Genomic DNA, 13,595 nt, shown 5'->3' with positions numbered 1-13,595 from the left:
TTGCGACCGTTATCGAGACAATATTTATCTTGTAGTTCTTCTAAAACAAAAGAAAAGTCTACCAGTTCATTCAATTGACGAAGCATATTATCCTTTGGTACAACGATATCGTAAATCGCCATAAATGGACTGAGGTTAAGAGATTGTTGATTAGAAATCATCCGAGACACCACCTAGAATTAGTACAATCATTATACATGAAAAAAGCGAAAGCTTCCTCGATTATATCGAGAAAGCTTTCGCTTTTTAAACTGGGAGGACTTTTTCAGTGGCCTCCTAAGCGAAAGGCTCTTTTTATGTTTCATAGTTTGCTAACAAATAGGAATATAGAATACCGAATAGAAAAAAAATGGCTCCACAGCAAATGATACTAATTAATACATACATCCCCCATTCTAACCTTAACAACAAGGAACATAAACTCATGTAAGCCATGCTGCAGAAAACACGTTGCCCCAATAGACATATTTTTTGCAAAGGAACCGGCTCTTTTTCTTTCCCCATCTTTTTAAAGCTTTTACTAGTCATAAAAAGAAATACACTAATTCCAATTGTCAAACCGATTTGAAATGGCACCATCATCCCTAAAGCAATGAAAAGAACGAGCATATGAATAAACAATAGGAATACTGTGATATTTGTTTTAAATTCTATTATAATTGTTTGATTCCCGCGATCCATTTTAGGTATATATTTCGAAATGATATACAGCAAACTATGAAAAGCAATAATAAAACAAGGAATCAAAAATACGACGATTTGTTTTCTGGCAAATTCATTTGGCTCATTGTCCTGATTCCAATGCACCGCGATAGAGTACGGTAAATACGGATAGAGAAATAAAGTAAATAAAAGGCAAGTCAAAAATATCCACAACATATATTTATCCCTTACCAATTGATCCTCCCCTCTCTTTCCTATTTACGGCTTCTCTTTTCACAACAAAATTCCTGCAAAAAATATTTTTCTCAAATTTCTACCAAATCATTTACATGTTGGATTTTCGAAAACTTTGCATAAGCGTATCTATTTTTTCAGGAGCTGGAATGTCTACTATAATCTCCTCTCTTGTAATGGGATGTAAAAAAGCAATTTGCATGGCGTGTAATGCTTGCCGAGACATATATGTTACATTTCCACCATATAGTACATCGCCAAGGAGCGGATGGCCATTGTAACTCATATGAACGCGAATTTGATGCGTTCTTCCCGTTTCCAATTGTACTGTGACAAGTGTCGTATCTTGCCTTTTAAAATACTCTTCTACTGTATAATGCGTTACGGCACGATCTCCTTTTGGAGACACGCGGCGCCTTGTTGCATGATGACGATCGCGGCCAATTGCTGCATCGATTGTTCCTTTTCGTTTCTTCATTTTCCCTTCAACAAGCGCCATATACGTTCTTTTAATGTTCCGCTCCATCAATAACTGATCCATAATGGCGCCAGCTAGTCTATGTTTCGCAAATACAACACCACCCGTTGTATCTTTATCTAAGCGATGAATATGGCGCACTTTCGTTTCTAAACCTTGCATTTGAAAATGAAAAGCAATTAAATTTGCAAGCGTTCCCGTCCCATTTTTTTCAGATGGATGTGTATCCATTTGTTCAGGTTTATTTACAATTAAGACGTGATCATCTTCAAATACAACATCTAATTCCCCAAATTCTGGTATAACACCATATTCTTCTGGAATAAACATATGTACTTGCAGTTTATCTCCTTCTTTTAAAAGCTCGCTCCAACGCTTCTGTTCATTATTTACAATAACACTTTTTCCCATTCGAAGTTGATGTAATATCTTTTTAGGCACGCACCATATTTCTCTTAATAAAAATTCGATAGAAATGCCGTTCCATTTAGATGGAACTGTTATTTCACACCATTCTCCTTTTTTGTTCGTCTTCATAGTTCTCTCCTTATTTCTATTGATTCTTCTATTGTATCGGAAATTCTTCTATGATGCACGATGCATAAGAAGGCTGCCTATTAAATAGACCGCCTTCTTATGCAAGAAGTCTTCTCATCTCTTGCAATACTTCTTCTGCTTTTTGCTCATATGATAAGTCCTTAAAGAAATCTGCTAGCCGTTTATAGTCATTATATGCATCTAACAAATCATCCATTGTCGCCACCTTCATAGTTTTCGATCTTTCCTTCAGTTTCACAGGATATCGATAGCCAGAGACCTCATGAATTTTATAGTATTCATCATCTACTTGAATCACTTTCACTAACTCATCTTCTTCTGCATCTAGCGTATATCCATCAAACTCCCGTAACAATTCGTAAATAATATGAGTCCATTCATCCTTTGGATAAAATCCTTTTTCTAATCTATAACCGACAATGCGATACATATGTCCATCATTTTCTGCAAACTGTACAGTATCATTTAATTTAAATTTAAAATAGCGAAACATTGTCTTCACCTACTTATCTATATTGTCCTTATCACATACTATTTGCAAAAAAAGGGGCATGCTATTCATAAACAAAAAGTTTCATTTCACATAAATAAAAAAACACTTATCAAAAAGATAAGTGCTTTCCTATGCTTTTTCTTTTTTCTTTCGAAATGGTAGCCACCAATTCCAATCTCCAAACAGTTTCATTAAACTTGGAACAAGCATAAGTCGAATAACTGTCGCATCGATGAAAATTGCAAGTGCTACTCCAAGGCCCATCTGTTTAACTGGCAGAATATCGGTGAAAGCAAATGCCCCTGTCACTACAATCATAATTAAGGCTGCCGATGTAATGATGCGACTTGTTGATATAAGCCCTTCTAACGTTGCTACATCATTATCTCCTGTCTCCTCGTATAGCTCATGAATACGAGAAATAAGAAATACCTCATAATCCATACTTAAACCAAATACAAGACCAAAAATAAAAATAGGTAGTACAAATAGTACGGAACTTTCATCCAATCCAAAGTGTCCACCTTCAAATAACCAAACAACAAGACCAATTGTTGCGCTGAGACTTAATATATTCATGGCAATTGCCTTTATTGGAATGAGTATTGATCTAAAAGCAAATAATAAAATTAAAAATGTAGATCCAAATATAACAGACATCCCAATTACAACTTTATCTTTTATTGCATCCTCTAATTCTTGTTGAAACGTTGTCATTCCACCTACATAATAGGTTAAATGATCGGCTTTATAATTTGTTTTAAAATCTCTCACCCATTGTTTTGCTGCTTCTGTCTTCGGCTTTGTATGTAAGAAAATTTGCAAAGTTGTTCGATTCTCTTTCGTGTAAATATCAAATATCGGAGCGATTTTGGCTCCCTCAGGCGTTTGTAATAACGCAGCAACTTGTTTTGCATTCATTCCATGTAGCTCATCGTAAAGACTCTCCACTTTGTATACGTGCTTATCTTTTTGTAACTTTTGTACAATAGATTCTAGTTGCTGCAAGCTTTCTTGCTGTGTTATCTTTTCCTTTGTCTCTATTACTACCGTAACATCCGCATGAGTTTTCATCATGTTACGGAATGTCTCTTCATACTTTTCATAAGCAATCCTTGTCTCACTTTTTTCCGGCAATGCTTCTACACCTGGAAATTGAAGATTCGCTGTACGAAGAGGTAAGAGACAGATGATAATAAACGTTGTTACGATTATGATCATCATAATTGGATGACTCATAACAAACTGCGCAAATTTCCTCCACACTCGTGAAATATGCGGCGGTGTTCGCTTCTTATTAAGCAACCGTTTTCCCATTAATGATAAAAGTGCTGGCAGAAGCGTAAGTGAAAAAATAATACTCATAATAACAACAATCATTCCGCTGATTGCAACTGATTGAATGTAGTCTATTTCAAAGAAAAATAAACCTGATAGTCCAACGAATACGCACAATCCCGAAAATACAATCGCTCGTCCTGCTGTTTGATATGTAACTAAAATTGCCTCTCGAACGGGGCGATATGCCAACTCCTCCCGAAAACGATTGACAAATAAAAGTGCAAAATCAATGGATAAGGCAAGGCCAATCATCGGCGCAACATTTAAAACAAAAATTGATAACTCTTTATCTATACCGATAAAATATAAAATCCCCATCGTACTAATTACACTCAGTACCCCATTTACAATAGGTAAGATGGACGCAAGCAAGCTACCAAACGAAAAAAGTAACACGAGAAAGGCAATTGGCAAGCCAATCATTTCAGCTACTTTCAAATCGTTCTGCGTTCGCTCATTGATTTCTTGATTAATTTTCGGAAAACCGGTTGGAGTTACTTTCAAGATACGATTGCTTTCTTTTTTTATTTTTTCGGCAAACTGTAATGTTTTTTCATTTCGTTCTTTACTAGTTTTCCCAGAAAATAAAATTGTCGCATAAGCTAGATCATTTTGTAACATACTCTTATTTTCTAACGGATGATGAAACGACTCATACGTTTCTTTCGTCTGAATTTTTGCTACGATTTCTGCAATTTCTTTTTGAAAAGCGTCGTTTGAAATCCCTTTATTTTTTTGAAACACAAGCAGCAGTGTGTCTTGTGATTGTTTAAAATCTTTGTCCAAAATAGCTTTTGTCTTTTGATAGTCTCCTTTTGTTTGAAAGCCATCACCGCCCAATACTTCTGGAAGTTTTGGCGCAAAAATACCTAGTATGATAGCTAGCATACATAATATAGCTATTACAGTATAGCGGAACTGAAAAAGAAAAGCTCCCATTTTCCCCCATGTATCTACTTGATCTCTTTTTATTTTCATCACCTTCACCTACTTTATCCCGCTATTTTAGAGCCGAACAACCCGATCAGTAAGGACATGAAGCCCACCGATTAGAGTTTTACTTTATTCCATCCAGACATGTATCTCCATTTTAACACATTCCTATTTCCTAAAAAAACATCTAGAAAAAACGTTTTCTAGATGTTTTATCGCTCTTGATTCACTTGAAATCTCTCTGAAATGAGACGATGAAAATAAATGGTAACAATTAACAGAATCCCCCCTACTGCGTACCCTGCTAAAACATCAGTTGGATAATGAACAAATAAGATAATCCTGCTTAGTCCAATCCATATAATAAATAGTGCCGCAATGATTATGCTTATATATTTGCTCATTGTATTGTGCAAGTTTGCTGCGATAATATAAGCAAGAAATCCATACGTCATAATGGACAACATCGCATGTCCACTTGGAAAACTATATCCAAGTGCATCAAACGCTTCATTCAAACTTGGACGATCCCTTTTCACAATTTCCTTTATACCTTTGTTCACAAGATGCGTTGTTAATATAGCAAACGGATATAAGAACATTGCAACATAATAACGCTTCTTCCAAAAAATAAGCAAGCTAAAAATAAGTACGCTCGTAATCCCAATTGCAGACCCCATTTTTGTAAAGTATGAAAAAAATACAAGCAAACGATCTGTTTGTAATCCCTTTACGAGCTCTTGTACATATGTATCCATCATTGTTACGCCATTAGCTTGTACTCTCCAAGCAACGATGCCAAATATGATACAAAATAATACCATACATAGTAATTCATATTGATGCAATTTTTTCTTCAAACTTTCTCCTCCTACTTATGAAAAAATGCGATTTCTATATAGAAACCGCATTTTTATTCTTTATTTTCCTTTTGTTTTTAACTCTGTCCAGTAACGATCATACTCTTTTAATTTATCATCTACATCAACAAGCCATTCTGTACGATTTAACTCATCTTGTGACAAGAAAATCATTTTGTTATCGCGGTATTCTTTACTATGAAGTGGCCAAGCTTTTTCGTTTGGATTACTATATCCAATGGATTCATAGTTTTTCACACTTACTTTTTCATCCATTAAATAGTTCATAAACTTCTCAGCAAGTTCTTTATGTTTCGCACCTTTTGGAATTGCTAATGTATCCGCCCAAATTGTACCGCCTTCTTTTGGAACGACATACCCTACATCTTTATTATCTTTTGCAATAAACGCTGCATCTCCAGACCATACTGTTCCAATCCATGTATCTTCTGTAATGAATTTTTGCTTAATGTTATCTGTGTCAAATGCGAGTAGGTTTGGAAGTAACTTCTGTAAGTCCGTTGCCGCTGTTTTTAATTGGGCATCATCTTTTGTACTATTGGAAAATCCATTTTTCTTAAGCGCCATACCTAATACTTCACGAGAATCATTTAATAAAGTAACGCGTCCTTTATACTTCTCATTCCATAAATCATTCCAGCTTGTTGGCGTTTCTTTTACATACTTTTTATTGTAAGCAATTCCTGTTACACCCCAAGTGTATACAAGAGAGTATTTATTCTCCGGATCAAATGCTGGCGTTTTAAAGTTAGAAACAAGATTTTCTACATTCGGAATGTTTTTCTTATTTAATGGCTCTAATAAATCCATTTCGGCCATTGTTTTCACCATGTAATCAGATGGCTGAATTAAATCATATTTCGCACCACCAGCTTGTAACTTCGCAAACATTTCTTCGTTACTTGCATACTTGTCATAGTTAATCTTGACATTGTATTTTTTCTCAAAATCCCTTAATACTTGCTCATCAAAGTTATCCGCCCAGCTATAAATGTTAAGCTCTTCTTTTTTTTCACCGCCGCATCCTGCAAGTACACCTGCTACAAGGCTAAAACTAATGGCTGCGCCGGCTATCGTCTTCATTAATTTCATCGATTCACGACCTCCTCTGTCTGTTTTTATAAAGGAAGATGCCCTCCGGAGTTTTCTTCTCCATCCGCTCCTTTATTACGAAATATTTCTGATGCAATCATTAATCCAACAATGACAACAATTAATATTGTTGAAAGTGCATTAATTTCAGGTGATACTCCGCGTTTGACCATACTGTAAATATATAGTGGCAATGTTGTTGATCCTGGCCCAGATACAAAGAAACTAATGACAAAGTCATCAATTGATAACGTAAATGTTAATAACGCAGCGGAAATAATACCAGGGGCAATACTTGGAAGCGTTACATGACGAAACGTTTGCCAAGGGGTTGCTCCTAAATCATTGGCTGCTTCTTCTAAATCATGTCCCATACTAAATAAACGCGCTGCCAAAATCACAACAACAAATGAAATACTAAACGTAATATGCGCAATGATAATAGTAGCTTGTCCAAGCTCCATTCCAATTTGGCTAAATAAAATAAGTAGAGATAATCCCATTAAAATATCAGGAATTAAAATGGGTAAGTATACAAGTCCATTTATCGCTCCTTCAAAACGATACTTATAACGATGTAATGCTACTGCAAAAAATACACCGAGAGCAGTTGTTACGAAAGTTGTAATAAGAGCAATTGTAATACTATTTACCAATGCATCAATAACGTCTTGCTTTTGAAATAAATCTGTATACCAATGGAATGTAAACCCTTGCCATTCTGCATTAATACGCGAATCATTAAAAGAATAGACCATTAAAACCATCATTGGAAAATATAGGAACAATAAAATTAACCAAGAGTAAGAAACTAAAAACTTTTTCATCGCGTACTATTCCCCTCCGTTTCCATATTTATATACTTTCGTCGCACGATAATATAAGTAAATTAATAGAACAGAGAATAGGACGACAATAATCGATAATGCAGAACCAAATGGCCAATCACGTGCACCTAAAAATTGGTTTTGAATTACGTTTCCAATTAATGCTACTTTCGATCCACCCATTACATCCGATACGACAAACATACCAATAGATGAAACAAACACTAAAATGGAACCCGTTGCAACTCCTGACATTGTCATTGGAAGTGTCACATGCCAAAATGCCTTAATTGGCGTTGCGCCTAAGTCATACGCTGCTTCTAACTTGCGTTTATCAAACTGTTCAATCGCTGCATACACCGGTAAAATCATAAATGGTAATAAAGAATAAACCATACCTAATATTACAGATGGTGTATTATATAATAAATTTAATGGTTCATGAATAATGCCTAATTTTAGTAATACTGTATTCACAAGACCTTGTGAACGTAAAATAACAATCCATGCGTATGAACGGACAAGGAAGTTAATCCAAAACGGAATTGTTGCCAATAATAAAAGAATAGAACGATATTTACGATCTACAATCGTGATTGTATATGCAAATGGATATCCAATTAGTAAGCAAAGCACCGTTGTAATAACAGCAATCTTCACTGTCTCCCATAATGTACTCATATATAGCGAATCAAAGACGCGTACTATATTATCAAATGTAAATTGCATTTCCACTGTGCCGTACGCACCGCGCTGGAAGAATGCAAATGCTAATACAAATAAGAGCGGAAATAAAAAGAAAATTAAGAGCCATGCAACTGTAGGTAATGCGAGTAGTTTCCCTTTTTTCAACTTAAGGTCACCTCATCCTCTTGCTCCCAGCCTACGTATACATTATCTCCGATACTCCACTGCGCCGCTTCTTCTGCAGTTTGATATGTCATTAATAATTCAGATGTTTTTTCCTCACGTACATACAGCTTTTCCATATTTCCAACAAATTCAATATCTTCAATATGCCCAAGATGGTATTCTTTTAAAATCGGTTGCTCAACCGAACGGATTTTTACATTTTCAGGGCGAACTGCTACATAGTTTTCCCCGGATTTTATAATATTATTTTCACCAATAAACGTCGCTACAAACATTGTTTTTGGTGCGTTATAAATTTCCTTCGGTGTTCCAATTTGCTCGATATGTCCTTTATTCATCACGACAATACGATCGCTCATGCTCATCGCTTCTTCTTGATCATGAGTTACATAAATAAATGTAATTCCTAAATTACGCTGTAAGTTTTTTAACTCGCGCTGCAAATCTTTTCTTAACTTAAAATCAAGTGCGCCAAGTGGCTCATCGAGCAAGAGTACACGCGGGTTATTTACAATCGCTCTCGCAATTGCAACACGCTGCTGTTGTCCGCCAGAAAGTTTCGCTGGTTTTCGGTTACGGAATTCTAATAACTGCGTTAAACGCATAGCTTCTTCCGCACGTTCTTTTTGTTCCGCTGCTGATACTTTTTGCATTTTCATACCGAAACAAATATTCTTTTCAACTGTCATATGTGGAAATAGTGCGTAATGTTGAAATACTAAATTCATATGACGCTTATAAGGTGGTAATTCATTAATCCGTTCTTCATCGAGTAAAAGGTTACCTTTTGTTGGCGTTTCAAAACCTGCAATCATACGAAGTAACGTTGTTTTCCCGCAACCACTCGGTCCAAGAATTGTTAAAAATTCCCCTTCTTTAATATCTAAAGAAAGAGGTGGAATAATGACTTGATTTCCAAAATGTTTTTCTATCGCTTCAATTTTTATAATCTTTTTCATTTTCCCGTCCTATCTACCTCAAATTTTTCATTTTTATATTCATGAATAAATATTAACTTTTGCAAACTTTTTATTTCGATCCAAATAAAAATGATGATTTACCAGCATTCTTTATGTAGTATGTTTGATTCATTTTCGCATGATACATAGTCGAACAGAAAAACCCCTTCCCGTAAGAAGGGGTTTTTATCATGCGGCTACGCCTACTGATAAACACCCTCATCATTTTAACAACTTTCGTATAAATTTTAAAGCACTTTTTGTAGAAGAATAACGAATTTTCATATCAAAAATTGTAGATTGAGATAAAATGCTCTTATAATGAGAAAATGTTTGAAAACTTTGTTCACCATGGTAACTGCCTAATCCGCTACTACCAACTCCTCCAAAAGGTAAATACGGCGTTGCAAGATGATATACGACATCATTTATACAACCGCCACCATATGAAATATTCGTTGTAACTTGTTTCTGAATTTGTTTATTCTCTGAGAAAACATATAAAGCAAGTGGCTTTGGCTGTTGTTGAATAGTCTCAATGACCTCTTCTATTTCTTCATATTCTATAATAGGTAATAGCGGTCCAAAAATCTCATCTTCCATAATTGCACTTTGCCATGTAATATTCGTTAAAATGGTAGGCTCTATATGCAATGTTTCTTCATTATAATTGCCACCAACTTCAACATGCCCCTCCTGTAAAAATGCACATAATCTGTCAAAATGACGCTTGCTAACAATCCGGACATAATTTTCATTTTGTAACGGTTCTCCATATTGCCTAACAATCTCACTACGAAGTGCCTCAATCAGCCCCTTCTTCACTGATGAATGAACATAAATATAGTCGGGAGCAACACATGTCTGTCCGGCGTTTAGAAATTTCCCCCAAACAATCCGTCTTGCCGCTACATCCATTTTCACATCTTTATGCACAATACATGGACTTTTCCCGCCAAGTTCTAACGTAAGAGGTATTAACTGTTTCGCTGCTGCTTCCATCACAATTTTCCCTACGCTAACACTACCGGTAAAGAAAATATAATCAAAAGGTTCCTTAAGTAACGCTGTACTTTCCTGGATTCCACCTTCTATTACAGTAACAAGTTCTTTTGGAAACAATTCTTGCATCATATGAGCTAATAGTTTTGATACATTTGGTGTTAACTCAGACGGCTTTAAAACAACCGTGTTACCCGCCGCTAACGCCCCTACAAGGGGAGCGATTGCCAATTGGAATGGATAATTCCAAGGGGCCATAATAAGCGTAACACCGTATGGTTCTGGAACTATTTTCCCTTTCGATCCAAAATGCGTCAAAGCCGTTCGAACACGTCTCGGCTTACTCCATGAAGAAAGGTGCTTCATTTGAAAAGAAATTTCCTTTAGTACATAGCCAATTTCTGTTGTAAATGATTCATGATGGGATTTATTTAAATCTAACTGAAGCGCCCGAAAAATATCAGACTCAAACCGCTTAATCCCTTCATATAATGTATGTAAATGTAATTTTCTTATCGCGATTTCTCTCGTATAACCGCTATAAAAATATTCTTTTTGCATCTTGACAATAGAAGGAATATCCATCCTTTCACCTACTTTCTATCCGATTCTTTTATTTATAAATCGAAAGACTTCTCATTTACAGCGAAGCCTCTACCGATTATGAACTCTCTACTTATTAAAAAATAACTATTTGTAGAGTTTCATTATATCTAAGTTTTCTGCGTCTGTATAACTCTTTGTCTATAAAAAAAGCTGTTGAAAGGCAATCTTTCAACAGCTTTTTCCTATTATCGATATAAACGAACTGCACCTGCTGATTTATCATCAGCTTGACCAACTACTTCAAATTTCAAACCAAGCTTCGGTAAAATGCGCCCTGCATCTGGAATTTGATTATTGATGTAAACTTTTGAATCATCAAATTTCGCAACGCCAGGTAACCCGTTATATTCAAACGTTCCACGAGTTGGTGATACAACTTTCCAAGCTGGTGTTTGATCGAAAGAGAATGCTGCATCTGCAATTTGATAACGTGTGCTATCTTTAAATGTTGGCTTACCATTTAAAGTGCCTGCAATGGCTTCAGGATGGGAATCAACTACTCCAAGGAAACCATGTCCCGGATGAACCCCAACCCAGTTATCTGTATAGCTTGCATCCGCATACCAGACAACCATACCTGTGTTATATACCGGACCACGAGCATATTTTAAGGCTTCGTCGGCACCTGCATAATTTCTCCACTCTACATAATAGTTATGGCTCTTCTTCTCAATTCCATTTGAAACGACAAAACCATTTAATTTAAACTGCGTCTCTCCTTCTGCATCATCAGAAAATACAACGTTACCGTCTACTGTTAATGATGCATTATCAAGCGTAAAGCCATTTAATGCAAGACCGCCGTCTGTTACATATTCAAAGACAAGCTTCACTTTTTTACCTTTGAACTGGCTTAAATCATAAGACTTGTCCACCCATTCTCCTAAAGTTGTATCTGCCCCATCTTTTACATCTTTATTACCAATTGTATCAATTAATGTTTTTGTACCATCTTCTGTTACCGCATGTACTTCTAAGAAATCATACCCTGTTTCAATTTCATACAGTGATTTAAAATCAAATGTTGCATTCGTTGCACTTGTTAAATCAAATAAAGGTGTTTCTAAAGTCGTGTGAAGATCGTCACCTTTTGTACTATAGTAGTACTTCTGTCCAAAGGCAGGCTCAATTCCTTTTACATCCTTGTCCGGTAAGTTGACACGAATTAAGCCTGGTCGATTTGATTTTGTAACACTTTGATCTAAATATGTTGCATAACCAATGCCTCGATTTAATTTCTCATAATCTATTTCTACAATATTTGCCCAATTCCCCCCCATTGTTTTTTGGAAAAACTCTTTATTTTGCGGAGAGAAACTTGTTGGCGTCGTTCCAGCAATTTTACCTGCCCAACTACCCCCGCTCATAATAGACCATGATTGAACTGGTTCACCGCCGCCAGAATATTTTGTATCATACTCATCTGGAAGCCCTAAATCATGACCATATTCATGTGCGAAGACACCAACTGCGCCATCCTCTGGCTCAATTGTGTAATCGAATGCAGCCATTTTCCCGTCCCAATATGGAACTTTCGCTGTTGTCCCATCAATTGGAAATGGTTTTTGACCAATTGTCCAGCGATGTGACCAAATTGCATCATCACCTAATTTACCACCACCAGCTTCTTGTCCAACACCAGCGTGAATAACCATTAAATGATCAACTAAGCCATCTGGTTCATTTTTATTTCCGTCACCATCTATATCATATTGATCAAATTGATCGAACTCCGATAAATCGATTCCACTCTCTACTGCTGCTTTTAATGCATCTTTTATTAAATCACGCGGTCCTAATGGTCCTTTATTATCATGCCCTTCTCCAGCATCCGCACCATAATCAGCTGCTTTGCCTGGAACGGTTAACCACTTTGACACTGTACCATCTACTGTATAGCTACCGCCAGATTGTTCTTCATAATACTGCTTAAATGTTTCAATTTTACTTCCATCATGTAGCGTAAATGGTTCATCACCGAATAACATTTTTTCATAATGTTCCTGATTAAAATCATCAGAATACATATACCCAGGTTCTTGTTCGATATTGTTATGCTTGAAATCATCATATTCAACAAGCAACACAAGTACTTTATCTTTACGAACCTCTCCGTTATACTTTTTTGCTTTTGCAGGAGTTGTTGGTACTTTACCATTTAAAGCGCTCTTTGCTGGAACAGTTCCCTCTGTCTGTCCACTTGCTGGTTCTTTTCCTTTCTCTTTTGTATCTGTTTTTGCATCTTTCACCTTCTTCAGAAATTCAGATGCCTCTTTCGTTACTTGATCCCCAACCATCTCATCTTTCCCAGGCTTATCACCTTTCTTTTTCTCGACATACTTCTCGACCGCTTTCTTTGTCTCTTCATCGGACGCCTTTTCGTTAATCACCCCGCGCTTCTTAAGTGCATTTGCTAAGCGCTCTTCTGGAATCAAATGATCATCAATTGGACTCGTCGCTGTTGCCTTTGCAGATGTTTCTGCCTGAACAGCCGGACTTCCAAAGCTAAATGCGCCTCCAAGAACAGCCGCTACCGCAAGTGCTGATAGCACTTTAAATGGTTTCTTTTTCATCCCCAGTTTTCCTCCCCTAATAAAATATATATTTCAACATAAATTTTATTAAATTTTCAATTAATTTTCAATATTTAGTAAT

At 36.1% G+C, this 13,595-nt stretch carries 12 protein-coding genes; all 12 read right to left on the bottom strand.

Annotated elements, in window-relative coordinates; genetic code table 11:
- A partial coding sequence (locus MR059_RS11740) for a transposase (protein WP_472926998.1) occupies positions 1-161 on the bottom strand: 161 nt, incomplete at its 3' end.
- 133 nt (positions 162-294) lie between these two features.
- Positions 295-897 (bottom strand): DUF1648 domain-containing protein, encoded by a 603-nt coding sequence (locus tag MR059_RS11735; RefSeq protein WP_041809546.1) that lies wholly within the window; start codon positions 895-897, stop codon positions 295-297.
- 91 nt (positions 898-988) lie between these two features.
- Positions 989-1,912, bottom strand: a complete 924-nt coding sequence (locus tag MR059_RS11730) for an RluA family pseudouridine synthase (RefSeq protein WP_087098070.1) — start codon at positions 1,910-1,912, stop codon at positions 989-991.
- Between the two features lie 97 nt (positions 1,913-2,009).
- Positions 2,010-2,426 (bottom strand): hypothetical protein, encoded by a 417-nt coding sequence (locus MR059_RS11725; RefSeq protein WP_011984092.1) that lies wholly within the window; start codon positions 2,424-2,426, stop codon positions 2,010-2,012.
- A 129-nt stretch (positions 2,427-2,555) separates the two neighbouring features.
- Positions 2,556-4,745, bottom strand: coding sequence for an MMPL family transporter (locus tag MR059_RS11720; RefSeq protein ID WP_011984091.1), 2,190 nt, complete (start codon positions 4,743-4,745; stop codon positions 2,556-2,558).
- A 167-nt stretch (positions 4,746-4,912) separates the two neighbouring features.
- Entirely contained in the window at positions 4,913-5,560 is a 648-nt protein-coding gene (locus MR059_RS11715; protein WP_011984090.1) for a phosphatase PAP2 family protein, read from the bottom strand.
- A 60-nt stretch (positions 5,561-5,620) separates the two neighbouring features.
- On the bottom strand, positions 5,621-6,673 hold the full coding sequence (locus tag MR059_RS11710) for a polyamine ABC transporter substrate-binding protein (RefSeq protein WP_011984089.1): 1,053 nt from the start codon (positions 6,671-6,673) through the stop codon (positions 5,621-5,623).
- A gap of 26 nt (positions 6,674-6,699) precedes the next feature.
- Entirely contained in the window at positions 6,700-7,500 is an 801-nt protein-coding gene (locus MR059_RS11705; protein ID WP_242161761.1) for an ABC transporter permease, read from the bottom strand.
- Positions 7,501-7,506: 6 nt separating this feature from the next.
- Complete coding sequence (locus tag MR059_RS11700) at positions 7,507-8,352, bottom strand: ABC transporter permease (protein WP_011984087.1); 846 nt, start codon at positions 8,350-8,352, stop codon at positions 7,507-7,509.
- The gene (gene potA, locus MR059_RS11695; RefSeq protein ID WP_011984086.1) at positions 8,349-9,332 is read right to left on the bottom strand and encodes a spermidine/putrescine ABC transporter ATP-binding protein PotA; all 984 of its coding nucleotides are present in this window, start codon (positions 9,330-9,332) and stop codon (positions 8,349-8,351) included. Before potA ends, MR059_RS11700 begins: the two co-directional genes overlap by 4 nt.
- Before the next feature lie 222 nt (positions 9,333-9,554).
- Complete coding sequence (locus MR059_RS11690; RefSeq protein ID WP_011984085.1) at positions 9,555-10,919, bottom strand: aldehyde dehydrogenase; 1,365 nt, start codon at positions 10,917-10,919, stop codon at positions 9,555-9,557.
- 206 nt (positions 10,920-11,125) lie between these two features.
- On the bottom strand, positions 11,126-13,513 hold the full coding sequence (locus tag MR059_RS11685; RefSeq protein WP_011984084.1) for an immune inhibitor A domain-containing protein: 2,388 nt from the start codon (positions 13,511-13,513) through the stop codon (positions 11,126-11,128).
- Between the last annotated feature and the right edge of the window lie 82 nt (positions 13,514-13,595).

The organism is Bacillus cereus group sp. BfR-BA-01522 (assembly GCF_022662635.1).
Taxonomy (GTDB): Bacteria; Bacillota; Bacilli; order Bacillales; family Bacillaceae_G; genus Bacillus_A; species Bacillus_A cytotoxicus.
Note: the sequence above shows the minus strand (reverse complement) of the source record. Positions and strands in the feature narration are given on the sequence as shown.